This window comes from Longimicrobiales bacterium (genome assembly GCA_029245345.1).
Classification (GTDB): Bacteria; Gemmatimonadota; Gemmatimonadetes; order Longimicrobiales; family Gaopeijiaceae; genus CALFPJ01.
On record JAQWPM010000021.1, the window covers coordinates 155,199 to 179,224 of the forward strand.

The window sequence follows — 24,026 nt, forward strand, 5'->3', positions numbered from 1 at the left end:
ATCACGCTACCGTGGCTTCGCGGGCACGGGACTCAACTTCCCCGCGTACGTTTTCGATGGAATACCGGAAGAGAAAGAGCCCAAAGAACAGAATCTGGAACACCGCCACGCTCGCCAGCAGCAGGATCAGCATGTCCCCCGGGAGAGACGGTCCCTCTGGCTTCAGAACCACTGGCTCAGGGTGAAGAGACCGGAACCACACCACGCTCAGGTGGATGAATGGAATATCTAGAGCCCCTACAATGGCCACGACCGCCGCGAATCGTTTGCCTTTCTCAGGATTGTCCGTGGCACTGCGCACCATGAAGTACCCCAAAAAGATGAACCACAGCAGGAGTGTAAGCGTCAGTCTGGGCTCCCAATTCCAGTAGGTCCCCCAAGCGATTTTCCCCCACAACGGGCCCGTGATGAGCATGATCGTACCAAAGACCATGCCACCTTCAGCAGCCGAAACGGCCGCTCGGTCCAAACGCTCATCCCGCAACCATAGGTACATGGCGCTCGTGAGCGCCGCGATCCCGAAAGCCAGGAAGGCGGTCCATGCGGCCGGGACGTGCACATAGAAAATGCGTTGGGCGACACCCTGACGGATCTCGGTCGAGACCCAAAAAAACGCAAGCCAGTACACAGCCAGCAGTCCGGTCAGGCCTAGCACCGTCAGCGCCACGCCCCCCTTTCGGAGTCCGTTGCCTGACATCAGTCCTCCAAGACGAATCGAAAAAGAAAGGCACCCGCACCGAGCGCCATAACGGCGAATGCTGCAAGCATGCGAATGCTCCCCGCTACTTCAGTGACCGGCCTCAGTGCTAGGAGGCGTCCGGTCGCACCGACGCCGTAGATCACCATAGGCACCAAAAGCGGAAAAACAAGAACGGGGAGTAGTGTTTCCCCCATGCGCGTCCCTGAAGAGACTGCGGCAAACAGCGTCCCCAGCGAAACGAAACCCAAGGACCCGAAGCCAAGCGCCAACGCGAGAGCGGTCGGACTCGACCCCAACTCCAGGTCAAAGAACAGCATGAAGACCGCAACCACGAGCAGCGACACGAGGTAGAGGAGGAGAAAATTCGAGATAGCCTTTCCAAGAAACACCGCGTCCTTGGGGGTGGGGCTCATCAGTACGCCTTGGAACGCCCCATTCTGCGCCTCTAGGTGGAACGTCCGGCCGACTCCGAGGAGCCCCCCGAAGATGATCGTCATCCAAATCAAGCCAGCCGCCACGTCCTGAGGCCTCACGATCGTTTTGTCGATCGCATAGTTGAACAGGACCGCTGCTAGCACAGCGAACGCCCCCATGGAAACCAACCGTTCGCGTGTCCTCAACTCGAGCAGCAAGTCCTTCCACACGATCGCGCGGATCTGACCGAGATAGGCCATCACGTCCGTCCCTCGACCACACAGTGGTAGAAACGCTCGAAGTTCGCCGCATCCAACTCGGCGACCTCGCCCTCCCAGGCGAATCGTCCGCTGACTTGAATCCCCACGCGCGAGGCGAGGTGAAGTCCTTCACCAAGGTTGTGCGTCACCATAATCACAGTGCGTCGTCCATCCTTGAGTTCAGTGAGCACACCGCGCAGCACCGCCGCAGCTGAAGGATCCAGGCCGGTGTAGGGCTCGTCTAAGAGGACGACGTCGGGGTCGTGGAGAAGGGCCCGCGCAAGCGCCAACCTCTGTCGCATACCGTGCGAGAGTTGGCTGACCATGAGATGGGCCCGACTCGTCAATCCCACTTGCTCCAGCCGCTCCGGAACACGGGTCGCGAGATCGGTCAGGCCGAAGAGGCGACCGAAAAACCGGAGGTTCTCGGCGGCCGTCAACTCGGAGTAGAGGAAGCTCTTGTGAGAAAGTACCCCGATTCGGTGACGCCAACTCTCAACGCCGAAGTCGAGTTCCTCGCCCCGCACGGATACAGTCCCCCGAGTGGGCCTCGCCGAACCGCCCAATAGCCCCAGTAGCGAAGACTTCCCTGCTCCGTTCGGCCCAAAGACCGTGAGGAATTCTCCTGCCCCTAACTCCAGGTCGATCCCCGCCACCGCTACGACGGAGCCGAATTCTCGCACCAACCCCGTCGCCTTGATCACGACCTCCGATACGGTCTTAGAGGGCGAGGCCGCTTCGGGTAGGGTTGCGACGCCCGGGCCGTTCAGCCCGATACTCCGGCGCCGACGGACGTGCCGCACGACGAGCAGAAACGACTGCCGGGCTCGTTGGCGAACCCGCAGGTGGTGCATGCATCACCGCTATTGAGCCCTGCCCGAATCTGAGCAATCTCGGCCTCGAGGTCCTCTTCAGCGGTCGCGTCCGATCCGTCGCGCGCAGCTTCATCAGCTTCGAGTGCAGCCAACGCCTCTGCCGTCAACTCGCTCTTCAATGCGCGATAATCCTCTTCGTCGAGCTTACCTGCGAGGTAGTCATACTCGACATCACGAAGCGCCAGCAGCGCCACTCGCTTGCGGGCCTCCGTATCCGTGAGCTCGTCCTCGTCGCGATCGAGCGAGGCGTGCAGTCCCTTCACGATCGGCTGCAAGATAAACAGCACGACTGCGGCAGAAACGAGTAGGGCACCAATCAGGAGGGTCATGGGCTGAACCTAGTCGCCAGCGCCAGCCAGCGCGGGCTCGGCTTCCTGTTCGTCCGTAGCTTCTTCGAGAGCGAGCCGTTTCTTATCCACGCTCGGCCAAAGGGCGATGATGGTGCCCCCAGTGAGCATCAAGCCGCCGTACCAGATCCATCTCACAAACGGCTTGATGAGCACCTGGAGGTCGATGCCCTGGGCGTCCGAGTCGGCACTCAGCGCCCCGTTGATGTCGTCCATTGCAGAGAGAATCAGGTACAGATCCTCCTGGACGGTCGATCGGACGCCTACCTCCGTCATGAGATTGTCCGCCGTGACATACTGGCGTTTCTCGGTCGTGAGAATGCCTAAGGACTTGCCTTCACGAACCACCGACACCGTGGCGATCGCCTGCCACATGAGATTCCGCTGACCACGCCCGACCGATATTGAGATCCCCTCATACGTCAGGTCGTACACATGCCCGAACGGCGAAGCTACCTGGATCATCTCACCAGGGCTGAGATGCGCACGTTCGTCCACATTGTACGCTGACCCGGCGAACCCGAAGTACAGCATCACCATTCCGATGTGAACGACGTAGCCACCCCACCGGCGCCGGTTGCGCGACACGAGGTGGAACAAGGCGAGCACGTGCCCTTCACCTTCGATTCGGGCCCTCGCTCTTGTGCCCTTCCAGAACTCGATTGCGATGACCGCGGTCACGAACGCGCATATGCTCCACGTAATGAGCGCAAGGGGGTGTCGAGCATTCGCAATCCACAAGCCGATCGCGACCACCAGACCGATCGCGGTAGGCAGAAAGAAGTTCTTCTGCAGGTTGCGCTTTGAGGCCCTTCGCCAGGCAATCACCGGCCCGATGCCGGCCAGGGCGAGCAAGACCAGTCCAATGGGGAAATTCACCTTCTCGAAGAACGGAGGCCCCACGCTGATTTTCTCTCCGGTCACTGCTTCTGCCACGAGCGGGAAGATGGTGCCCCAGAAGACGGCAAAGGCCGCACCGATCAGCATCAGGTTGTTGAAGAGGAACGCAGACTCTCGAGACAAGAACGACTCGATCCGGTTCTCACTCCGCAGCTCCGGAAGTCGGTAAAGGATAAGAATGATACATCCCGCCAGCACCGACCCCATGAACCCGAGGAAGATGAAGGCGATCGTCAGTTCCTCTGCGAACGAATGCACCGACTCGATAAGCCCTGAGCGGGTCAGGAACGTTGCGAAGAGGGTGAGGAGGAACGTCATGAGCACCAATGACATGTTCCAGACCTTCAGCATCCCACGTGTTTCTTGGATCTGTATGGAGTGCAGAAACGCCGTCGCGGTCAGCCACGGCAAGAGCGACGCGTTCTCGACCGGATCCCAGAACCAGTAGCCACCCCACCCTAACTCAAGGTATGCCCACCGCATTCCAAAGATGATTCCGACCGACAGGAACAGCCACGACGTGAGAATCCACCGTCGAGTCAGCTGAATCCAGCGAGCGTCCAGTCGACCATTGAGCAGGGCCGCCACTGCGAACGCGAACGGAATCGTGAACGCGGTGAAGCCGAGATAAAGCGTGGGCGGGTGAATCGTCATCCAGTAGTTCTGGAGCTGTGGATTCAGACCCTGCCCATTGGCAGGCGTGAATGCGAGCTGCTCGAACGGATTCACGTTAGCGAACAGAAGCACCACAATGAAAAACAGGAGTACTGCTTGGAGGACAGCGGCCACATAGGGCATGAACTCACGGTGCTTCTTCCGATTCCCAAACACAGCGATGCTGGAAAAGAAGCCCAACAACAGAGCCCAGAACAACAACGAACCCCGCTGCCCGGCCCACAGCCCCGTGATCTTGTAAAAGAGCTCAAGTTCACGGTTCGAGTAGCTGGCCACGTACCAGTATTGGAACTGATCCGTCAGGAAGGCGTTCATTACGCCCGCGGCTGCCAGAACGAGTAAGAAGAACACGGCGTAAATGCTGCGTTCTGCGCTCAGGACCAAGTCGCCCCTTTGCGACCGTCCTCCTGCGAATCCGAGCACCGTACCCCAAGCCGCCACGGGAAGCGCGACCCATAGGGCGAACTCGCCGAGGGTGGTCACCCGATCAGGTCCTGTTGCCGCTCGAGATCTTCTGGAGCCGCTTCATAACGACTGCCACACTTAGTGAGGAGCGTCGCGGCCGCAAACACTCCGTCGGGGCGGAGCCGCCCTTCGAGCACAACCTCCACGTCGTCGGAAAACGTGTCTGGGAGCGCGTCACGGTACTCGACCGGGAAGCTCACCGATTCGTCGACGAGGTCTCGCACCAAGAAGGTGTGAAGCAGTTCGCCATCCACCCTGGCGTAGCTCCCAGGAATGACCTCGCCACTCACCTTTACCCCCACCTCGTGGAACGTCGGGTCGACCTCGACTCGCGCTAGGAGTTCGATGGGAGTGAGGTAGTAGACCATGCTCTGACTGACCCCCGTCCACATCAGATAGGACACAATGGCAGCCACACCCACCAGACCCACCATGAATCGTCCGTGCTTTTTCATCTCTCAATCCTTGCCAGGGCTTGTTCTCAAGCCCGGAATCTAGTCGAGTCACTGGAGCCACTACCAGTCCGGAAAATCACCTACACAGACCTCCCGACCAAGCGAGGCGTATTCCCCACAGGCAGCGGGAAAGCCATCGCGTCGCAGTGCGCGGGGAATTCAAGCCGTCGGGGTGAGCCTTCCGAAGTCGTACCTCCAACCAGCTTCGGCCAAGAGATCAACGAACGCTACCACCGGGAAGCCCACAACCGAATAGTAGTCTCCCTCGAGACCCGTCACCAACGCGGCTCCAAGTCCCTGGATTCCGTAGGCGCCGGCTTTATCGAGCGGCTCCTCGGTCGCCACATAACGCGCGGCGTCCTCGGCTGAGAGCTCTCGAAATCGCACGACGGTTTCGACGACTCGGCTCACGACGCCGTGAGCACCGGCGATCGCGATCCCGCTCATGACGACGTGGCTTCTCCCCGACAGAGAGAGCAGCATCTCAACGGCTTCTTCCGGCCCCGCGGGTTTCCCCAGGACCACATCCCCATCTACGACAACAGTGTCCCCTGCGATGATGAGCGCATCTGATTCCACAACAACAAGGGCGTCTGCCTTCGCACGTGCGAGTCGCTCAACGTGCTTAGAGGGTGCCTCACCGGGCTCGTACGTCTCGTCGACGTCCGCGGGGCGAATCACCGGATCGAGTCCGAGCTGGCGTAGAACGGCCGCCCGGCGTGGTGAGGCCGAGGCCAGTACGAGTCTGGGGCCGGTCATTCGCGCTCCAACACGAGGGTGACTGGACCATCGTTGACAAGCTCGACAGCCATGTTCGCACCAAACTCACCCGTCTCGACTCGCCCAAAGCTCCTGCCTTTCAACTGCTGCACAAAGGACTCGTACAAGGGAATCGCTATATCAGGCGGAGCCGCTCGCACGAAGCTCGGCCGCCGACCCTTGGTCGTGTCGCCGTACAAGGTGAACTGGCTGACCACGAGGAGATCTCCGGAAATGTCATCCAGAGAGAGGTTCATTTTTTCGGCATCGTCGGGAAACACTCTCAGACCCATGATCTTCTCGGTCATCCACGCGATTTGATCCGGCCCGTCACCCTGAGTGAACCCGACGAGGAGAAGGTGCCCTCGACCCACCTCACCAATACGGACCCCGCCCACAGAGACCGAGGCTTTCTCTACTCGTTGGAGTACGACCCTCACTCCACTGTGACCGACTTCGCGAGGTTTCGCGGCTGGTCGACGTCAGTGCCTCGCAAGATCGCCATGTGGTAGGCCAGCAGTTGGAGGGGCACCGTCGTCAGGACCGGTAGCAACGACGGGATCGTCTGCGGTACCCGAATCAGGTGATCCACCTTCCCCGCCAACTCCGGGGCGTCATCACTCACCACAGCAATGATCCGACCGTTCCTCGCCTTAAGCTCTTCGATGTTCGATACCACCTTCTGATACACCGCATCGCGCGGGGCCAAGACGACTACCGGCATGTCGTTGTCGATGAGCGCGATCGGCCCGTGCTTCATCTCCGCCGCAGGGTAACCCTCCGCATGGATGTAGCTGACCTCCTTCAACTTCAACGCCCCCTCGAGCGCGACAGGGAACTGATACCCTCGGCCGAGATAGAGGAAGTTGCGGGCGTCCGAGTACACTGCGGCCAAGTCGCGGAGTTCATCGTTGAGGGCGAGAACCTCCTCCACCTGATCAGGAAGCGCCTTCAGCGCCTGGACCATCTCTCGACCCTGCAGCACCGACATGTGCCGGCGGCGGCCTATGTAAAGCGTGAAGAGCGCAAGCGCCACAATCTGACTGGTGAAGGCCTTAGTCGACGCGACCCCGATTTCCGGGCCCGCGTGGAGGTACACCCCGAAGTCCGTGTCTCGAGCGATCGTCGACCCAACCGCATTCACGACCCCCATGGTCGGTACGCCGCGTTGGGCCGCTTCCCTCATCGCCGCCAGAGTGTCCGCGGTCTCACCCGACTGACTGATCGCGAGGGCCATCGTGCCCTCTTCGAGAACCGAATTTCGGTAGCGAAATTCTGACGCGTACTCGACGTCCACCGGAATACGGGCAAGCTCTTCAAGCATGTACTCGCCGACGAGTCCCGCGTGCCAACTCGTCCCGCACGCGGTCACCACGATTCGACGCATCTGGTCCAGCTCGAAATGGTGGTCCACGATCCCCCCGAGCCGCGCGTCACCTTCATCTTCGAGTAGTCGTCCTCGCATCACATCTCGCAGCGAGGAGGGCTGCTCGAAGATCTCCTTCAACATGAAGTGCTCGTACCCACCCTTCTCGATCGATTCCAGATCCCAGGTCACCTGATGGCTACCCCGATCGACCTCGGATCCTTCTAGCCGATAAGTGCGATACCCGTCGGATGTGAGAACCGCGTAGTCACCATCGTCCAGATAGACGACTTCCCGCGTGTGGGCGATAACGGCTGCAGCATCCGAACCGGCGAGCATTTCACCGTTGTGCCCCACCCCGATCAGAAGAGGGCTTCCGTTGCGCGCGACAACGATCTTGTCGGGATCGCGGCTCGAAACGACCGCAATACCGTAGGCGCCCTCGACCAGCCGCAGCGCAGCAGCCACTGCGTCCTCCATTGGGTCACCGTCAACCCACAGATGATCAATGAGATGGACGATGACTTCCGTGTCGGTCTCCGACACGAACGCGAAGCCCTCAGCGAGGAGTTGGGCTCGGATACTCTCGGCGTTTTCGAAGATCCCGTTGTGGACCATCGCAATGTCACCGGCACGCGAGGTGTGGGGGTGTGCGTTGGGCTGGGTGGGCGCTCCGTGTGTCGCCCAACGTGTGTGGCCGATGCCGCAGCCACAGTTCAGAGGTAACGCCCCGAGCGCCGCTTCCAAGACCCCCAGCTTCCCGGTCCGCTTCACGACCTTCAACCCGTCGCTATCGAGGAGCGCGACCCCTGCTGAGTCGTATCCACGATACTCCAGACGCTTCAAGCCTTCGAGGAGGACCGGCGCCGCGGCCTTCGGCCCGATGTATCCAACGATTCCACACATGTTTGGTTCTCCTAAGGGGCTGGTTAGGCCACGCCGTCGAGCAACTGAGCAGCCCGGTCGACGAGTTCCTGGGCGACCGAGCGCTCGCGCGCCTCCGCAATCAGCCTGACGATCGGCTCGGTACCCGAAGGCCTCACGTGAAGCCAGGCCGATCGGTCCTCCCACGCGAGCCGGAGTCCGTCGGCCCGGTCCACGGTACTGCCCGACAAATCGGCTTCAAGCGCTTCGTAAGCCGATGCCAAGGCTTCGCGCGGGAAGTCCACCTTCACTTTGACGATCTCATAATTCGGCCACCGTGCGGCGGCTTCCGAGGCCGTCACGTTTTCATCAACCAAGTGCTGCAAGACGAGGGCCGCTGCAAGGGGTGCATCCCTAGTGTGGTGTAGCGCGGACAGAATCACACCGCCATTCCCTTCACCCCCCACGACCGCATCTTCGGCCTGCATGCGGCGGGCGACGTTGACCTCGCCGACCGGCGACCGAAAGATCGGGGCATGAAAGGCGCGGGCCACGTCTTCCACCACCTGACTCGTAGAAAGATTCGTCACAACCGGCCCCGGCGAGCGACGTAGCACGGCAGCAGAAGCAAGCGCCAACGTGAGGTCCTCGCCCATCGCAGTGCCGGTTTCGTCCACCAACGAGAGACGGTCGGCATCCGGGTCCACCGCCAAACCGATGTCGGCCCCAATGTCTCGGACCAATGCTCCCAGATCCGCCAAGTTCGCGGCAGTCGGCTCCGGATCTCTGGGGAAACGGCCATCCGGCTCCATCCCGATTCCTTCGAACTCGCAGCCGAGTCTTTCCAGCAGATCCTGCATCGCAGGGCCGCCGGCACCTCTGACGCAATCAACGGCGACCTTCAGCTTGCGCGCCTGTAGCGCTGGCACGTCTAGATGCGGCAGAGCCAAGATCTCTTCGAGATGACGCGCCCATGCATCAGCGTCGGTGGTGACTTCGCCCAAGGCATCCCACGCAGCTCGCTTCGGTTCCCTCGACGTCAACGCCACCCGGAAACGTCCGGACAGATCAGCATCCAGAAAGATGCCCTCACTATCGACGAGCTTGAGCGCGTTCCACTGCGCCGGGTTGTGGCTCGCAGTAACACACATGCCGCCGATCGCCTCACTGTCCTCTACGGCCAATAACAAGGTGGGCGTAGGCACCACGCCCAAGTCGACGACGTCGACACCAACCGACTGGAGACCCGCGATGACAGCCCTTGAGAACATCGGGCCAGAAGTGCGGGAGTCGCGAGCGACGCAGATCGGACCGTCACCACGTTCGCCCAGCATGAATGTCCCGAAAGAAGCAGCAATACCCGCCATGAGTTCCGGCGTCAGTGGGTCGGCGACACGGCCTCGAACGCCGGAGACGCTGACCATGAGATTCTCGGGGAGATCGATTGGCACGGGATGTCTCGAATTCGCTGGAAATGCGCATTGTTTCAGGAGTTGCGCCCGACACGAGAACTTCACGCAACCCAGCAGACGGCGTCAACAGACACGGATCGAAGCCGCTGGCGAGGGCGCGGAGATGGGGTAGATTGGGCGCGCCACATAGCCCCAACCTCCCAGGATAGCATCCATGAGCAAACGGTCCTTCGAAGGCCTCGGATTCGGCACCCGCGCGGTGCACGCCGGCGTCTCCCCAGAGCCGACCACTGGCGCGATCATGACGCCCATTTTCCAAACGTCCACGTACGTGCAACCAGCCGTGGGCGAACCACTTGGTGGGAGCTACGACTACGGAAGAACAGCGAATCCTACGCGGGAAGCGCTCGAGGCTAATTTTGCTGCACTGGAGGGAGGCGCACAGGGAGTCGCCTTCGCGTCCGGACTCGCGGCCATCGAAGCCATCGTCAAACGGCTGTCGGCGGGCGATCACGTCGTCAGTGAGGAAAACACCTACGGCGGCACGACGCGCATGTTCAACCACGTGCTGAGTCGGTTCGGGATCGAATTCTCCTATGTGGACACACGCGATCAGGACGCGATCGCGGCCGCGCTCCGCCCGGAGACGAAGCTGATCCACGTCGAGACGCCGACCAATCCAATGATGCGCCTGTGCGACATTCGCGCGACGGCGGAGCTTGCTCATGGTGCGGGGGCACTGTTGTCGGTCGACAACACGTTCGCCTCCCCCTACAACCAGCAGCCACTGGGACTCGGCGCGGACTTCACGGTCCATTCGTCGACCAAGTACATCAACGGTCACTCCGACGTCATCGGCGGACTGGTGTCCGTCCGAGACGAGACGCTCTATGACGAGCTGATGTTCATCCGAAAATCCTCGGGTGCGGTACCCGGCCCGATGGACTGCTGGCTAACCCTCCGCGGAACCAAGACCCTCCACCTCCGCATGCGGCAACACAATGCGAACGGAATGGCCATTGCGAAGTTCCTCGAAGCCCACAGTGCGGTCGACGCCGTGCACTACCCCGGTCTCGAGTCACACCCCCAACACGATCTCGCAAAGCGACAGATGACCGGGTTCACCGGAATGGTATCCGTCGACGTCGGCACGCTCGAACGTGCAAAGGCCCTTACCGAACACCTCCGCTTCTTCGCACTCGCAGAGAGTCTCGGCGGTGTCGAATCCCTGATCAGTGTTCCGGCGCTCATGACCCATGGCTCTGTACCGGAGGACCGACGTGAAGCGATGGGGATCACCCAGGGACTCGTGCGGCTCTCCGTGGGGGTCGAGGACGAGGCGGATTTGATCAACGACTTAGACCGGGTGCTCAGCTAGTTGCAGCACGGCGCTCAGCGCCTGAAACTGACACCGTATAGGCCCCGTAGGGGGCTGCGAGCGTCGGCATCCCTCCCACCAGGCGCGTGAGGGAAATCAAACGCAAGAGGATTATAGACATGGCGGAAGACCAGGACGGCACTGTGGAGCAGGTAGAGAACGGCGGAGCGAAGGCTCGCCGAATCCTGACCGACATTGCCCCACATTCATGGGAGCACCCGGCCGACAAGGCCGCGTTGCAGGCGCTCAGGCGCATTCCTGTATTCGACGACATCCTTCGTAAGATCTTCGGCTTTATGACCGAACGCGCGTTTCGACTCGCGTTTCAGGCAAGTGCAGTACAGGTCAGCGAGAAGCAGTTTCCGAAGGTTTATCAGATCTACAAGGAGAGCCTCAAGACGCTCGACGTCCACGAGGAGTATCCGCTCTTCATCTCCCAAACCCCGATCGTAAACGCTGGGGCATGGGGCATGGAAAAGCCGTTCATCATTTTGAACTCGGGTACCGTCCGCCTTCTCGACGACGACCAACTCGCATACGTGATCGGGCACGAGATCGGTCACATCGTCAGCGATCACGTTCTCTACAAGTCGATGACCGTGATCCTGCTCAACCTGGCGACAATGGGCTTCCCCATTGTCGGCCTGGCGGCACGTGCCATCTTGGTTGCGCTTCTTGAATGGCAGCGTAAATCAGAGCTGTCTTCGGATCGCGCCGGCCTCCTCACCGTGCAGGATCCCGAGATCGTACTCGGTACCATGCTCAAGATGGCCGGTGGCGGAGACGATGCAGAGACAGACCTCCAGGAGTACATCGTTCAGGCGGAGGAGTACCGCGAGGGCGGCGACGTCGTCGACCAGGTCTTCAAAGTCTTGAATCTCCTGGCCCAGACCCACCCCTTCTACACGATCCGTGTGAACGAGCTACGTGCGTGGATCGAATCGGGCGATTACGACCGGATCATCCGAGGGGAGTACGCACGTCGGGGCGAGGCAGATCCCGCTTACCAGGAGGACCTGAAACAGGCCGCGTCTGCCTACGCAGAGGACGCCAAGGACTTCCTGGACACTATCGGCGACGCCGCGAAGCGTATGGGCTCGGACTTCGTGAGCGGCTTCAAGCAGTAGGCGTGACAGGCCAAGGTGAGGGGTGACCGGGTAAGAGCCCGGCCACCCCTTTTTTTTCGTCCGCCGAAGCGTAGACTCTGGCCCATGCGCATTCTTATCGTTGGTAATGGCGGGCGCGAACACGCCCTTCTTTGGAAACTCCGCCGGGATGCCCCGAGCGCCGAGTTCTTCGCAACTCAACCGAACGGCGGCATGGCCGACCTGTGCACCCCGGTGGAGATCGCCCCTGGGGACATCACAGCCCTTTCCGGCTGGGCGGCGGCACACCACATCGACCTTACCGTGGTCGGTCCGGAAGCGCCGTTGGCGGCGGGTATCGTCGACCGCTTCGAGCGAAAAGGTCTCCCGATTTTCGGGCCTTCGCAGGCGGCCGCTCGTATCGAATCGAGCAAAGCGTTCTCTAAGGACCTGATGCGCACCTCAGGGATCCCGACCGCGGAGTACCGGACCTTCACGAACCTCGCAGGCGCAGAGGAATGGGTGCGGAGCCAGGGAGCACCTATCGTTGTCAAAGCCTCCGGCTTGGCGGCAGGGAAAGGCGCCGTAGTGTGCATGACCGAGGGCGAGGCGTTGGAAACACTCCGGTCGATGTTGGGCGACCTCACTTTCGGCGAAGCTGGGCGCGAAGTGGTGATCGAGGCGTTCATGGAGGGTGAAGAGATTTCCGTCTTCGCAGTAACGGACGGAGTCAACGCTCTCATCCTCCCCCCGTCCCAAGATCACAAACGGGTGGGAGAGGGAGACACCGGACCGAACACCGGAGGTATGGGCGCCTACGCTCCTGTATCCATCGCCACTAAAGAACTGATGGAGGAGGCGCGCAACGTCGTGATCCTCCCCACGCTCCGGGCGATGGCGGCTGAGGGCTCTCCGTTCAAAGGGCTCCTGTACGCGGGGCTCATGCAGACAGCCGACGGCATCAAGGTCGTCGAGTTCAACTGCCGGTTCGGTGACCCTGAAACTCAAGTGGTGCTCCCCATGATGGAGGGCTCACTCCTTGAACCGATGCTGGCTGTCGCCCGTGGCAGCCTCCTCCACTCAGGCTTCGCGCCAGCCCGATCTGGTGCAGCGGTATCGACCGTCGTCGCCTCCGGTGGCTATCCCGGATCGTACGAAAAAGGCAAACCCATCACGCTGCCCTCCGATCTGGAGTCCGACGACTTGGTGGTATTCCATGCGGGAACCAAGCCAAGCGAGGAGGGCCTGCTCACGTCAGGCGGCAGAGTCCTCGCGGTGACCTCGGTTGCAGCCACGCTCGCAGAAGCGAGCACCAACAGTCGTGCAGGTGCCAATGCGATTGAATTCGAGGGAGCCTTCCACCGTAACGACATTGGGTGGAGAGAACTCGAACGCCGGGGAGAAAGATGATCACAACAACAACCCATTCGATCGAAGGAACGGTGGTCACAGCTTATCTTGGGATCGTCGTGGGTGAAGCCATTATCGGAGCCAACATCATCAAGGATCTTTTCGCGGGGGTACGCGACGTCGTTCGTGGACGCACGGGCGCGTGCGAAGAGGCGTTGCGCACCGCGAGAGCGCGCGCCCTCCGAGAGATGTCGCCCAAAGCTCAGGAACTCGGCGCATACGCGGTGATCGGAGTGGACATCGATTACGAAGTCCTTGGAAAAGCTGGCAGCATGTTGATGGTGACCTCAGCCGGGACGGCCGTGAAACTCGGGTGAGTCCGAGACGCGTAAGAAATGCCTGAACTCCCTGAGGCTGAGACGATCGTTCGAGGCATCAGAACACCCGTCGTTGGCAGAACCATCCAACGCGTGCGGGTCATTCATTCGGACGTCCTCCGGCAGCCTACTCGACTCGTACGCAGCAGAGCGATCGGCGCGACCATCTCAGGCGTAGGCCGCCGAGGGAAGAACGTTCTCATCGAAGTAGGCGAGAGGGGGTTGATCGCAGTCAACCTAGGGATGACAGGTGGCCTGCTGCCCTTCCCCTCCCCCCCCAAGAGGAACGCCCGCCCGTCTCACCAGGCGGTCGTCTTTACATTCGAATCCGGCGGCATCCTGGTGTTCAACGACACCCGGCGCTTTGGGACTGTGGAGGTGCTTACCACCGATGAGTGGGCCGAGCGGTCAGGTCGTATGGGCCCCGAACCGCTGTCTGCAGACTTCACGCCCGAGCACCTCTTTGAGAGAACGCAGCGATCCCGGGCTCCCATGCGGTCCTGGTTGCTGGATCAAAAGAAGATCGCGGGTGTCGGGAACATTTATGCGGCCGAAGCGCTCTTCTTATCCGGCGTGCACCCGCAAGAGCCGGCGCGTAATGTCCCGCCCGAGCGGGCGGGCGCGCTACATGGCCATCTTCGCGACGTCTTGAACGCCGCGATCGACGCTGGGGGCACCACGATCAAGGATTATCGGAACGCTGAGGGGGGAAGTGGCGAATACGCGAGAAAACTGTGGGTCTATGGCCGCGACGGTGAGCCGTGCCTGACCTGCGGCGAAACCATCGTGCGGGTCGTGTTCAGCAATCGATCCGCCTTCTTCTGTCCCAGGTGCCAGCCTCAATGATACGCTTCCACGCGCGATGGCCACGGCTGGGCATCTTGGCGCTGCTCGTCTCGGCATGTCTCGCGGCACCGGCTGGAGGCCAAGCGACCCCCGGCGAGAATCTCGAAGTGCGAGAAATTCTGCTCGAGAACGGGATGCGGATTCTGATCCTGCCTCGCGAAGGAGCCCCCACGGTCTCCTTTACTGTGCGTTTTGGCCTAGGCGGAGTGCACGAACGACTCGGGACGACGGGCATCGCCCATCTTCTCGAACACATGCTCTTCAAGGGCACTACCACCATCGGGACTCGAGATCCGGAGGCCGAACAGCGCCTCTTCCCCTTGATGGATGCCGCTCATGATTCTCTGCTGCTTGCGAGAGTCCGTGATGACCGAGCAGAAAAAGAGCGCCTAGTAGCCCGCGTTGATGCTCTGGAAGACAGTGCCCGGGCTTTCGTTGAGAGCAACGAGTTCGATCGCATTCTGTCACGGGCCGGGGCCCAGGGACTAAACGCCACGACAACGAACGAAGCAACGATCTACTTCGTGGAACTGCCGTCGAATCGCACCGAACTCTGGTTCGCACTCGAAGCTGACCGCATGTCGAATCCAGTGTTCCGAGAGTACTACTCGGAGCGTGACGTAGTGACGGAAGAGCGACGCATGCGAATTGAATCCGTGCCCGGAGGGGTGCTCTACGAGACCCACCTCGCGACTGCCTTCACGATGCATCCGTATGGCGTCCCAGTCGTGGGATACATGTCTGACCTGGAGACGCTCAGCCGCCGTGATGTCGAATCGTACTACCGTCGCTTCTACGGGCCGAACAACGCGGTAGTGGCGATCGTCGGCGACCTGGATCCGGATCAAGTAGAGGGATGGACACGTCAGTATCTGGGAAGCATCCCCCGGGGTGACGACCCACCCCCGGTCCTGGCGGTTGAACCCGAGCAGAGAGGCGAACGCCGAATCGAAGTGGAGTGGGACGCAGAACCGCAACTCCGCCTCGGGTGGCACGTGCCCTCAAGCATGGATGACGATGCACCCGCCCTCGCAATCCTCACCTCACTCCTGACGGGCGGCCGTACCTCGAGGCTGTACCGCCGCATGATTCTAGAGGACCGAATCGCAACGGGTGTCTTCTCCTCTCTGGGTCCAGGAAGCCTCTATCCACAACTCCTCCAGATCGATGCCACCCCGTTGGCCCCGGCTACGACCGCCACCGTCGAGACTGCCATCTACGAAGAGATCGCTCGGCTCGCCTCAGACGGTCCGACGGAGATCGAGCTGACGAGGGTAAGAAACCAAATTGCGGCTGGGTCGATCAGGCGTATGCAGTCGAGCCTTGGACTGGCGTTCCAGCTCGCCGAATCTCAAGCCGTGTTCGACGATTGGAGGGAGACGTTCCGATTCTCTGACCGCCTGAGAACCGTGACGACGGGGGATATTCAGCGGGTCGCCGGGCAGTACCTCCTGCGTGAAAACCGCACCGTCGCGACGCTCGTGAAAAAGGAGACCCGGTGAAACTCCTGACTGCAATCTGCGTTTGCGCCACTTGGGCATGGACTCCTACTCAGGCCATAGCCCAACAACCGAGCGGCCGCGAGGCCATCGAAACGATGCGCTTTGCCGACCTGTCCTTCGATCCGCCGGTGCCGGATGAATACTCGATCGATGGCGTTCTCGTCCTGATCCTTGAAGACGGCACGCTGCCGCTGACTTCTGTCTACGCACGTTTCCGCGGCGGTTACGGTTTGTTCGGTCGAGAGTACTACGCGGTTGGCACAGCGATGCCGTCCCTTCTCCGATACGGTGGGACGTCTTCGATGGCTCCCGATTCCGTCGATGGCCTTCTGGAGTATTACGCCATCCAAACGTCCTTCGGCGGCGCCGGTGCAGCAGTGTCCTCGACAATGAACACCCTTTCCGAGCACCTCCCAGCAGCTCTGGAGCTGTGGGGCTCTCTCCTCGTCGATCCGGCCTTCGACGAGAATGAGATCGAAGTTTGGCGAGGGCGTCAGCTCGAGAGCATCCGACGCAGAAGCGATGATCCGGGGAGGCTGGCCTTCTCCGAGTACAATCGACTTCTCTATGGCGACCACCCAGTCGGGTGGGAAATGGAAGACGCCGACCTTAGCCCGACTCTCGTCGATCAGAGCAGGTTCCACGAGCTTCACGCCCGAATCGCCTGTCGAGAGAACCTGGTGCTCGGCGTGAGTGGCGACACGGACTGGCCTACCGTCCAGCCTCTTTTGGCCTCGCTTGTAGACAGGGTCCCCGCATGCCCCGACTCGTTGCCTGCGTCGCCAGTCCCGGACATCCGAAGAGAACCCGGCGTCTTTCTCATCGAGAAGGAAACGGAACAGAGCGTCATCGTGATGGCGCACACCACCGGTGTCCACCTGGCGGATGAGCCCGCCTATTTCGCGGCGACGATCGCAAATTCCATTCTCGGTGCAGGAGGCTTCTCAAGCCGCATCATGGCGAGAGTGCGGACCGAAGAAGGGTACGCCTACTCAGCGTCTTCATTATGGACGATGCCGCGGAGGTACGACGGTCTTTTGGGCGCGGTTACTCGGACACGACCGGAAAACACTGCACCGGCGATCGCTCTAATTCTAGAGACCATGCAGGAACTGAGAGATGCTCCACCCGAATCGGAAGAAGTCGAAACCGCGGTGGATCAGGTCGTAAACGGCTTTGTTTTCAACTTCGAAACTGCCGGCCAAATCGTGTCGCGAACGATGTTCTATCTCGCTGAGGACCTGCCGCAGGATTGGCTTGAGCGTTACGTCGAGGGTGTTCAGGGAGTGAACGCGAATAGCGTGCACAACGCTTTTGCGAGCCACCTGCGCCCCGAGGACATGATGATCCTGATCGTAGGAGACTCAGAGCGGATTGGGTTGGACGCTCTCAGGGAGTTCGGCCCAGTGACTCACCTCGAGATCGGCGAAAGCCGCTGATTGCGAGCCGCGCTTAAGTAGCCGTGCCCCAGTGCAGCGCTGCGATCCCACCGGTCAGCAACTTCCAACCCACGTCCTCAAATCCTACGTCCTCGAAGAGCGCTCCTAGTTCATCAGGCCCTGGGAACTCCTTCACGGATTTGGGCAGATAGGTGTAGGCCCAGGGGTGGCCCGAAACGAGCCTTCCGACGAGCGGCAGCACCCTGTTGAAGTAGAAGAGGTACCCGGCCCTCATCAGAGGATTCGGCGGTACGGTGAACTCGAGGACCACAAGGCGGCGGCCGGGCTTGAGGACTCGGTGGAGGTCCGACAAACCCCGTGGCAAGTCACTCAGGTTCCGGACCCCGAAGCCGACCGTGGCGCCGTCGAATGTGTTGTCGGGAAGCGGCAGTCTTTGTGAATCCCCACATACAGCCGACACGGGCGCGCCCGAAATCTTAGGATTTCCCTGAACCAGCATGGGCTGCGCAAAGTCCGACGCGATCACTCGGCCACGGAAGGAGTCTCGCCCGGCCAACTCCAGCGCCAGGTCGAACGTACCGGCACATGCGTCCAGAAAGAGTCCCTCCCGCGCGGCTTCCCAGCCCAGGCGATCAACCGCCTTCCTGCGCCAGGAACGGTCGATATTCATGCTCAACACGTGATTGAGCAGATCGTACCGGGGCGCAATTTCGGAAAAGATCGTTTGGACCTGATCGTGCCGCTCAGCTCCCTCTGCGGGCGCGGCGGTAAAGGCTCTGGGCATGACAACAGGGGCCGGGGCGGCTTAAATTTCGACGGTCCGATTCGGCGAGACCGAAAGTCGAAGAAGGGCACAAAGCTACGGGAAGCTGTATGGGGCCTCAACGGCGCCTGCGAAACCGGATAGGCCATCGGTGCGTAGGGGTCGACGATGACATCTAAATCCGCTTCCCTGCCCGGAGCCGCCTCCCAGTGGCGCCCCTCCTCGTGGCAGGATACGAATTCTCTGGGCTCTCACGATTACGCCGAGCTAGACGACCGCGAGTTGGCGACTCTCGCGGCGCGTGGGCGCGAGACAGCCTATAGGGAGCTGCTCGTGCGTTACGAGCGGCCCGTATTTTCGCTCATCTATCGGATGGTGCGTGACCGCACGCTCGCCGAGGATTTAGCGCAGGAAGCGTTTATTCGAGCCTTCAACGCGATCGGCGGCTACAAGACCAGCTACAAGTTCAGTAACTGGATCTTCAAGATCGCGAACAACCACACCATCGATTACCTGCGCAAGCGCAAGCTCGACACGATCTCGATCCACGGGTCGCCCCATGCCACGAACGCTGACGAGATCAGTCAGTCTCAGATAGTGATCGAATCGCGTGACGAAACTCCAGAGCAGTATGTCGAGCATCGTGAACTCGGTGGTCAAATCGAAGAGGCGATCGGCGGGCTACGACCTGAGTACAAGACCGTCGTCCTCCTTCGGCACGTCGAGGGTTATGCCTACGACGAGATCGCTGAGATCATGGACCTCCCCTTGGGCACAGTGAAGACGTATCTGCACCGAGCCCGCGCTGAGCTCAAGAAACGCCTAATTCATGTCGTTTCATGAGGGGCACTAAAGTGACAGACATCGAGATACCACAGGCCTTTCAAGCCCAACACAGGCAAGGCTTGCCGGGAGTCGTTTTTGCGAAACTTCGTTCACCAGCCGACCGTAGGGTGAGCCGTAGGTCAGAACACGGAGTCCAAGAAAAATGAAAGACATGTTCCCAGAGCATCTGAGCGCAGAACGCCTCCAGGCGTTCCTCGACGGTGACCTCTCCCAGAGTGAGAGCGCCGGAACCGAGCAACACCTAGAGTCGTGCGCACGCTGCTCGTCGGAACTCGACGGATGGCGACTTCTGTTCTCCGAACTCGGAGAATTGGAGCCGTCACGACCCGTCCAGGGATTCCATGACCGAGTCATGGCCGCTGTGGCAATTCCGGAGCCAAAGCACGTCACCGTACGACTTCGGGATCGGTTGGCGGCAATGCTGCCAAGAAATCGCCACCTCGGCGCCCAGACGATCGACGAACTACTGGAAGGGTTCCTCCCTGCCCGGCAGGTGTCGAGCGTCGAAGCACACCTCCACTCTTGTGGCCCCTGTGCGGCGGAAGCCGATGCGTTACGCGTCGTTTTCAAGAAGCTCGACAGCCTGGAACGGATGGCGCCTGCTGAGAACTTTGCAGATCAAGTCATGGCTCATGTTCGCCTGAGTCAGGCTCCTGCTCGCGTACCGGTATGGAGACACGCACTCGCAGTAGCCAATCGCTTGGTCCCGCAGACGCGACAGGCATGGGCTGCTCTTTCAGGCGTCGCGGTGACGCCTGTAGTGACCGTCGGCCTCATGGCCTACGCGGTCTTCTCACACCCGACGCTGACGCCGAGCTCTTTGGCATCCTTCGTTTGGTGGCAGATCACCGATGTGACCACCGCCGCGTGGTCTTCCCTGTCTGGGCTCGCACTCGAAAGTGTCCAGTCCTCAGGTATGGCTTCGCTTTTCGAGGCCCTTGCCGCGGCCCCGCTGCTCATTGCTGCGGGCTTCGGTGTGTACGCCATCGCGTGTGTGCTCGCGTTGCGGGTCCTCTACAAAAATCTCACTAACAACCGTCCTTTGGATGGTCGATATGCGCATGTATCAGCTTCGTAAGAACTTCTTAGCGGCCTGCCTTGGCCTCGTACTCGTCCCCTTCGTGCTATCAGCGCAGGTCCGGGATGTGGTATCCAAGGAAGTCTCGGTCGGTCAATCCGAGGCGACACTCCGTCTCGAATTCGCCGATGACGGCCACCTCGAGATCACCTTTGAGGACGGATCGATCCTCGTCGATGGAGACGTAGTCGGTCGTTTCGAACCGGGTGACGCACTCGAGGCCGAATGGAGATCTCTCCTAGGCCAAGCCATCGCCTTGGACGATGGCGCTCTGGCCCAGATGTTGTCGGACTGGACCGTGCCGGCCGAGTTGGCCAACGGACTCGCTGAGGCTGCCCAAGAAGTCGACCGGGCCCTCGAGGACGCACTCTTGTCGACGGATCTCACCATCGACAGCGGCGATGGATCTGTCTCGCTGTCGATCGGTGACGATGCCTCGTTCCTGCGTGTGCTCCTGAACTCGACGAGCCGCCTTGGATTGATGGAGCAGGCACTCGAGAACGTAGATGGCGACCTCAGGATCCATGTCGAAGAAGACATCGTTGTCCGTGAGGGCGACGTCGTAGAGGGCACGCTGGTGATCATCGGCGGAGACGCGCGCATCGGCGGCGAGGTAGAAGGCGACATCATCGTGGTCGATGGGACGCTGGAGTTGCTCGCAAACAGCCGTGTACGAGGTGAAGTGCGCCTTGCCGATGCTCGCCTCGTCCGCAACCTCGGTGAGATTGATGGAGGGCTGGTGGACGTGCTCGAAGACGAGCGCGATTTCGAATCAGAGCTTCGTGATCGAGTCCGTGAAGAGGTCTCTGATGAAATCCGGAGTGAACTGCGGAATGAACTGAGGAACGTGACGCGGCTGGACCTCAAGGATGAGGGCTTCTCGCTCATGACCCCCTTCCGCCCGGTGATCCGTGGTGTGAGCGGGCTGATGGAGAACCTGATCGCTGTCTTCATTCTCGGGCTTCTGGGTGCCGCTGCGGTCGCATTCGCCGGTGGCAATGTCGACGCCATCGCGGAGACGGCAAAGCGTTCCCCGGGTCGCTCAGCGATGGTCGGATTCGCGGGTACGTTACTTCTGCTTCCCGTCTGGATCCTGGGTGCTATCGCGCTCGCAGTCTCGATCATCGGAATCCCGGTCGCCGTCGCATGGCTGCCGCTCTTTCCGGTCGCTGCCGTCGCCGCTGCCGTGTTGGGCTACCTCGCGGTCGCTCGCAATACCGGTGAGTGGTTGTCCGATAGCGGATACCCCTGGACGAGTTGGATCAGAAAATCGAACCAGATGTTCACCGTCGTGGGGGGGTTGGTCGGACTTTCCGTTCTGTTCATGGTGGCTAATGTGGTATCGATCGCACCGTTCCTCGGCTTCTTGACGGTCCTGCTCATGATCGCGGGCAGCATCGTGACGTTCATGGCGGTTCAGGTCGGCTTTGGAGCTGTGATCCTGACACGGGCAGGACGTCGGCGTGAGTGGAACGACCCAATGGAATCGGACGCAGCATGGGAAGCGGCAATGGACGTGGATGTGGATATCGACCCTGTGGTCAAGACCGACAATGGGACGAATGAGGAGGGGGGGAACGATGCGTAAGGCACTTGTTGCAGCGGTGACCGCTGTGCTGGTGGCATCAACATCTGCGTCGGCACAGGATTGGCGGACGGTGACGATGTCCCGTCAAATCGAGGACAATGACGAGGTGCGGGTCATCGTCGATTACGGAGTGGGACGCTTCAATGTCACCTCCACGGACGGCGGCGTTCTCTATCGAATGAACCTCCGCTACGACGAGGGCCGCTTCGAGCCCATCGCCGACTTCAGCGGCGATCGCCTCGAACTGGGTGTGGCGTCCATCGGACGACGGTGGAACATCGGCAAGGGTGGCAACACCGGGCAGCTGGACCTCGAGCTTGCTCGCGGAATCCCGATGGACCTCGAGTTGAACTTCGGGGCCGTGCGCGCCGATTTGGATCTCGGGGGACTGGCACTCACCGCACTCGCTCTTCGGACGGGCGCATCTGAGTCCACCGTCGACATGTCCGAGCCAAACATCGCGGCAATGCGCACCGCCAGCTTCGAAGCGGGCGCCGCGGAATTCACCGCGCGCAACCTCGGGAACCTGAACGCCGAACGAATTGAAGTGACCGCTGGCGTCGGTGATCTTACCCTAGGCTTCAGCGGTCGTTGGGAGCAGGACGCCGCGGTATCGATCGACATGGGCCTTGGAACGTTGGAGCTTCGGTTCCCTGAAGGTCTCGGAGTCCGGCTTCGCAAAAAAAGCTTCTTCACATCCCTCGATTCCGAGGGGATGGTGAAGCGCGGTGACGCCTATTACTCGCTCGATTGGGACGACGCTGACAAGAAAATCACGATCGACCTGGACGCGGCCTTCGGCAGCGTCAAGGTTGTGTGGGTCCGCTAGTGCACCTGAGGAGAACATCATGATCGGCACACTTTTGACTTTCTTCGCAGTCGGCTTGGTCACGCTGATCGTGGCCGGGATCGTGCTGTCAATCGTAGGGACCGTCTTTTCGTTGACGTTCGGCCTGGCCGCGTTCCTACTCTTCCAGGTCGCGCCAGTACTCCTGATTGGTTGGATCATGGTAAAGGTGTTCGAGAAAGTGAGAGGTGGCGATTCGTTGTCAGCCGCAGACAGAAAGTGGCTCGAAGGCGAATAGACTCCACCCTACCTTTTTGTACGAACTACGCTGAACGTCTCGGGTCCTAGACTAGGACCGCGAGGCGTTCTTCTACCGCCTTCATCACCGCAATCAATGCCGCGGCTGCACCAGAGTCCGGTGCCGAGACGACGGTGGGCACACCCTCATCACCTGCCTTGCGCACAGCCGGATCCAGCGGCACTCGTCCCAAGAAGGCGAGCTTCATTTCCTTCGCCAGGCTCTCACCACCCCCAGAGCCGAAGACGTCGACGATCTCGTCACAATGCGGACACGCCATGCCGCTCATGTTCTCGACGACCCCCAACACGCGGGTGTTCACTCTCTCGAACATCTTCACACCGCGCCGTACGTCCCCGGTAGAGACTTCCTGCGGAGTAGTCACCATCACAGCGCCGTCGAGATCGATGGTCTGAACGAGCGACAGCTGCGCGTCACCGGTTCCCGGCGGCATGTCCACAACCATCATATCGAGGTCGCCCCAATCGACTTGCTCGAGAAACTGCTTCAGGATGCCTGAAATGAGCGGTCCACGCATGATGGCGGGTTGTTCTTTGTCCAGCAGGAAACCCAGGCTCATCAGCTTCACCCCGTGAGACTCGAGCGGCTCAATAAGCTCTTGTCCCTTGTCGCCCGTCACACTGGGGCGTCGCTGCACACCAAACATCAGCGGGATGTTCGGCCCGTAGATATCGGCGTCGAGAAGGCCAACGGACCGTCCGGACTGAGCAAACGCTGCGGCGAGGTTTGCTGCTACCATCGACTTCCCTACTCCACCCTTTCCTGAACTCACCGCAATGATCTGGCGAACGCCGGTCAGGACCCCTGGACGAGGAGTCGGTGCCGGCACGGACCCCGGCTGGAGCCCCCCCTGGCGTCCGCCGCCACCGGAAGGTGTCATCTGCGGCAGCTGCACGTTCACCTTCACTTCTGAGACGCCCTCGACGCCTTCGGCGGCCGCACGGGCTTGCTTCAAAAGGTCACTTGGGTCGTCTCCCCCTAAAATGAACTGGAAGCGTACGACACCCGAATCTTCGGCGGTGAGGTTTTGCACCTGACCGCTCGCGACTAGGTCGCGTTCCTTGGTCGGGTGCTTGATCTTGGCCAAAGCGGCCATCACCGAGCGACGTAACTCGTCAGCAGTCATTGCTAATTCTCATTAACGTGAACGGCTCAAACACCGCTCAGTGAGCGAGAAGCAGCCATATGCTCTTCTCGTAAACATTTGATTATTCA

24 protein-coding genes are annotated in these 24,026 nt (G+C 60.7%); 12 read left to right on the forward strand and 12 right to left on the reverse strand.

Annotation, left to right across the window (positions count from 1 at the left end; all coding sequences use genetic code 11):
* Nucleotide 1: 1 nt before the first annotated feature.
* From ccsA to glmM, 10 genes are all read right to left on the reverse strand, one after another.
* On the reverse strand, nucleotides 2-697 hold the full coding sequence (gene ccsA / locus P8L30_11845; GenBank protein ID MDG2240884.1) for a cytochrome c biogenesis protein CcsA: 696 nt from the start codon (nucleotides 695-697) through the stop codon (nucleotides 2-4).
* On the reverse strand, nucleotides 697-1,374 hold the full coding sequence (locus P8L30_11850) for a heme exporter protein CcmB (protein MDG2240885.1): 678 nt from the start codon (nucleotides 1,372-1,374) through the stop codon (nucleotides 697-699). Before P8L30_11850 ends, ccsA begins: the two co-directional genes overlap by 1 nt.
* Complete coding sequence (gene ccmA / locus P8L30_11855) at nucleotides 1,374-2,078, reverse strand: heme ABC exporter ATP-binding protein CcmA (GenBank protein ID MDG2240886.1); 705 nt, start codon at nucleotides 2,076-2,078, stop codon at nucleotides 1,374-1,376. Before ccmA ends, P8L30_11850 begins: the two co-directional genes overlap by 1 nt.
* Before the next feature lie 62 nt (nucleotides 2,079-2,140).
* Nucleotides 2,141-2,578 carry a zinc ribbon domain-containing protein gene (locus P8L30_11860; GenBank protein MDG2240887.1) on the reverse strand — a complete coding sequence of 146 codons (438 nt, stop codon included), beginning with the start codon at nucleotides 2,576-2,578 and terminating at the stop codon, nucleotides 2,141-2,143.
* Nucleotides 2,579-2,587: 9 nt separating this feature from the next.
* Nucleotides 2,588-4,654 carry a heme lyase CcmF/NrfE family subunit gene (locus tag P8L30_11865; protein MDG2240888.1) on the reverse strand — a complete coding sequence of 689 codons (2,067 nt, stop codon included), beginning with the start codon at nucleotides 4,652-4,654 and terminating at the stop codon, nucleotides 2,588-2,590.
* Complete coding sequence (locus P8L30_11870; GenBank protein ID MDG2240889.1) at nucleotides 4,651-5,091, reverse strand: cytochrome c maturation protein CcmE; 441 nt, start codon at nucleotides 5,089-5,091, stop codon at nucleotides 4,651-4,653. The genes P8L30_11865 and P8L30_11870 overlap by 4 nt, the downstream gene beginning before the upstream one ends.
* Before the next feature lie 159 nt (nucleotides 5,092-5,250).
* Complete coding sequence (locus P8L30_11875) at nucleotides 5,251-5,850, reverse strand: Maf family protein (protein MDG2240890.1); 600 nt, start codon at nucleotides 5,848-5,850, stop codon at nucleotides 5,251-5,253.
* Nucleotides 5,847-6,290: a D-aminoacyl-tRNA deacylase gene (gene dtd / locus P8L30_11880; protein MDG2240891.1), complete on the reverse strand. Its 444-nt coding sequence runs from the start codon at nucleotides 6,288-6,290 to the stop codon at nucleotides 5,847-5,849. The genes P8L30_11875 and dtd overlap by 4 nt, the downstream gene beginning before the upstream one ends.
* Nucleotides 6,287-8,122 carry a glutamine--fructose-6-phosphate transaminase (isomerizing) gene (gene glmS, locus P8L30_11885; protein MDG2240892.1) on the reverse strand — a complete coding sequence of 612 codons (1,836 nt, stop codon included), beginning with the start codon at nucleotides 8,120-8,122 and terminating at the stop codon, nucleotides 6,287-6,289. The genes dtd and glmS overlap by 4 nt, the downstream gene beginning before the upstream one ends.
* A 23-nt stretch (nucleotides 8,123-8,145) precedes the next feature.
* Nucleotides 8,146-9,531, reverse strand: coding sequence for a phosphoglucosamine mutase (glmM, locus tag P8L30_11890; GenBank protein MDG2240893.1), 1,386 nt, complete (start codon nucleotides 9,529-9,531; stop codon nucleotides 8,146-8,148).
* Nucleotides 9,532-9,706: 175 nt separating this feature from the next.
* Here glmM and P8L30_11895 point away from each other — a divergent pair, with 175 nt between their 5' ends.
* From P8L30_11895 to P8L30_11925, 7 genes are all read left to right on the forward strand, one after another.
* Nucleotides 9,707-10,870 carry a PLP-dependent aspartate aminotransferase family protein gene (locus P8L30_11895; protein ID MDG2240894.1) on the forward strand — a complete coding sequence of 388 codons (1,164 nt, stop codon included), beginning with the start codon at nucleotides 9,707-9,709 and terminating at the stop codon, nucleotides 10,868-10,870.
* Between the two features lie 119 nt (nucleotides 10,871-10,989).
* The gene (locus P8L30_11900; protein MDG2240895.1) at nucleotides 10,990-11,997 is read left to right on the forward strand and encodes a M48 family metallopeptidase; all 1,008 of its coding nucleotides are present in this window, start codon (nucleotides 10,990-10,992) and stop codon (nucleotides 11,995-11,997) included.
* Between the two features lie 84 nt (nucleotides 11,998-12,081).
* Nucleotides 12,082-13,365: a phosphoribosylamine--glycine ligase gene (purD, locus tag P8L30_11905; protein MDG2240896.1), complete on the forward strand. Its 1,284-nt coding sequence runs from the start codon at nucleotides 12,082-12,084 to the stop codon at nucleotides 13,363-13,365.
* Nucleotides 13,362-13,682, forward strand: coding sequence for a heavy metal-binding domain-containing protein (locus P8L30_11910; protein MDG2240897.1), 321 nt, complete (start codon nucleotides 13,362-13,364; stop codon nucleotides 13,680-13,682). The genes purD and P8L30_11910 overlap by 4 nt, the downstream gene beginning before the upstream one ends.
* Nucleotides 13,683-13,700: 18 nt before the next feature.
* A complete protein-coding gene (mutM, locus tag P8L30_11915) occupies nucleotides 13,701-14,528 on the forward strand; it encodes a DNA-formamidopyrimidine glycosylase (protein MDG2240898.1) in 828 nt (275 codons plus the stop codon).
* Complete coding sequence (locus tag P8L30_11920) at nucleotides 14,525-16,030, forward strand: pitrilysin family protein (GenBank protein MDG2240899.1); 1,506 nt, start codon at nucleotides 14,525-14,527, stop codon at nucleotides 16,028-16,030. Before mutM ends, P8L30_11920 begins: the two co-directional genes overlap by 4 nt.
* Nucleotides 16,027-17,469, forward strand: coding sequence for a pitrilysin family protein (locus P8L30_11925; protein MDG2240900.1), 1,443 nt, complete (start codon nucleotides 16,027-16,029; stop codon nucleotides 17,467-17,469). Before P8L30_11920 ends, P8L30_11925 begins: the two co-directional genes overlap by 4 nt.
* A 13-nt stretch (nucleotides 17,470-17,482) precedes the next feature.
* On the opposite strand, the gene P8L30_11930 is transcribed toward P8L30_11925, so the two are convergent.
* A complete protein-coding gene (locus P8L30_11930; protein ID MDG2240901.1) occupies nucleotides 17,483-18,214 on the reverse strand; it encodes a class I SAM-dependent methyltransferase in 732 nt (243 codons plus the stop codon).
* Nucleotides 18,215-18,361: 147 nt separating this feature from the next.
* Between P8L30_11930 and P8L30_11935 the strand changes: the two genes are divergently transcribed.
* From P8L30_11935 to P8L30_11955, 5 genes are all read left to right on the forward strand, one after another.
* Nucleotides 18,362-19,036 carry a sigma-70 family RNA polymerase sigma factor gene (locus P8L30_11935; GenBank protein MDG2240902.1) on the forward strand — a complete coding sequence of 225 codons (675 nt, stop codon included), beginning with the start codon at nucleotides 18,362-18,364 and terminating at the stop codon, nucleotides 19,034-19,036.
* A 145-nt stretch (nucleotides 19,037-19,181) separates the two neighbouring features.
* Nucleotides 19,182-20,117, forward strand: a complete 936-nt coding sequence (locus P8L30_11940) for a zf-HC2 domain-containing protein (protein ID MDG2240903.1) — start codon at nucleotides 19,182-19,184, stop codon at nucleotides 20,115-20,117.
* A complete protein-coding gene (locus tag P8L30_11945; GenBank protein ID MDG2240904.1) occupies nucleotides 20,101-21,705 on the forward strand; it encodes a polymer-forming cytoskeletal protein in 1,605 nt (534 codons plus the stop codon). The genes P8L30_11940 and P8L30_11945 overlap by 17 nt, the downstream gene beginning before the upstream one ends.
* Nucleotides 21,698-22,534: a toast rack family protein gene (locus tag P8L30_11950; protein MDG2240905.1), complete on the forward strand. Its 837-nt coding sequence runs from the start codon at nucleotides 21,698-21,700 to the stop codon at nucleotides 22,532-22,534. The genes P8L30_11945 and P8L30_11950 overlap by 8 nt, the downstream gene beginning before the upstream one ends.
* 19 nt (nucleotides 22,535-22,553) lie before the next feature.
* Complete coding sequence (locus P8L30_11955) at nucleotides 22,554-22,790, forward strand: hypothetical protein (protein ID MDG2240906.1); 237 nt, start codon at nucleotides 22,554-22,556, stop codon at nucleotides 22,788-22,790.
* A 46-nt stretch (nucleotides 22,791-22,836) separates the two neighbouring features.
* Here P8L30_11955 and P8L30_11960 read toward each other — a convergent pair whose 3' ends face one another.
* Nucleotides 22,837-23,937 carry an Mrp/NBP35 family ATP-binding protein gene (locus tag P8L30_11960; GenBank protein MDG2240907.1) on the reverse strand — a complete coding sequence of 367 codons (1,101 nt, stop codon included), beginning with the start codon at nucleotides 23,935-23,937 and terminating at the stop codon, nucleotides 22,837-22,839.
* Nucleotides 23,938-24,026 lie beyond the last annotated feature (89 nt).

What these genes read in the sequence shown, in the direction of transcription:
- P8L30_11945 (MDG2240904.1), top strand. Translation starts at nt 20,101, where the DNA reads ATGTATCAGCTTCGTAAGAACTTCTTAGCGGCCTGCCTTGGCCTCGTA.
- ccsA (MDG2240884.1), bottom strand. Translation starts at nt 697, where the DNA reads ATGTCAGGCAACGGACTCCGAAAGGGGGGCGTGGCGCTGACGGTGCTA.
- purD (MDG2240896.1), top strand. Translation starts at nt 12,082, where the DNA reads ATGCGCATTCTTATCGTTGGTAATGGCGGGCGCGAACACGCCCTTCTT.
- P8L30_11895 (MDG2240894.1), top strand. Translation starts at nt 9,707, where the DNA reads ATGAGCAAACGGTCCTTCGAAGGCCTCGGATTCGGCACCCGCGCGGTG.
- glmS (MDG2240892.1), bottom strand. Translation starts at nt 8,122, where the DNA reads ATGTGTGGAATCGTTGGATACATCGGGCCGAAGGCCGCGGCGCCGGTC.
- P8L30_11910 (MDG2240897.1), top strand. Translation starts at nt 13,362, where the DNA reads ATGATCACAACAACAACCCATTCGATCGAAGGAACGGTGGTCACAGCT.
- P8L30_11920 (MDG2240899.1), top strand. Translation starts at nt 14,525, where the DNA reads ATGATACGCTTCCACGCGCGATGGCCACGGCTGGGCATCTTGGCGCTG.
- P8L30_11960 (MDG2240907.1), bottom strand. Translation starts at nt 23,937, where the DNA reads ATGACTGCTGACGAGTTACGTCGCTCGGTGATGGCCGCTTTGGCCAAG.
- P8L30_11875 (MDG2240890.1), bottom strand. Translation starts at nt 5,850, where the DNA reads ATGACCGGCCCCAGACTCGTACTGGCCTCGGCCTCACCACGCCGGGCG.
- P8L30_11930 (MDG2240901.1), bottom strand. Translation starts at nt 18,214, where the DNA reads ATGCCCAGAGCCTTTACCGCCGCGCCCGCAGAGGGAGCTGAGCGGCAC.
- P8L30_11950 (MDG2240905.1), top strand. Translation starts at nt 21,698, where the DNA reads ATGCGTAAGGCACTTGTTGCAGCGGTGACCGCTGTGCTGGTGGCATCA.
- P8L30_11860 (MDG2240887.1), bottom strand. Translation starts at nt 2,578, where the DNA reads ATGACCCTCCTGATTGGTGCCCTACTCGTTTCTGCCGCAGTCGTGCTG.
- mutM (MDG2240898.1), top strand. Translation starts at nt 13,701, where the DNA reads ATGCCTGAACTCCCTGAGGCTGAGACGATCGTTCGAGGCATCAGAACA.
- P8L30_11870 (MDG2240889.1), bottom strand. Translation starts at nt 5,091, where the DNA reads ATGAAAAAGCACGGACGATTCATGGTGGGTCTGGTGGGTGTGGCTGCC.
- P8L30_11940 (MDG2240903.1), top strand. Translation starts at nt 19,182, where the DNA reads ATGAAAGACATGTTCCCAGAGCATCTGAGCGCAGAACGCCTCCAGGCG.
- P8L30_11935 (MDG2240902.1), top strand. Translation starts at nt 18,362, where the DNA reads ATGACATCTAAATCCGCTTCCCTGCCCGGAGCCGCCTCCCAGTGGCGC.
- P8L30_11900 (MDG2240895.1), top strand. Translation starts at nt 10,990, where the DNA reads ATGGCGGAAGACCAGGACGGCACTGTGGAGCAGGTAGAGAACGGCGGA.
- P8L30_11955 (MDG2240906.1), top strand. Translation starts at nt 22,554, where the DNA reads ATGATCGGCACACTTTTGACTTTCTTCGCAGTCGGCTTGGTCACGCTG.
- P8L30_11850 (MDG2240885.1), bottom strand. Translation starts at nt 1,374, where the DNA reads ATGGCCTATCTCGGTCAGATCCGCGCGATCGTGTGGAAGGACTTGCTG.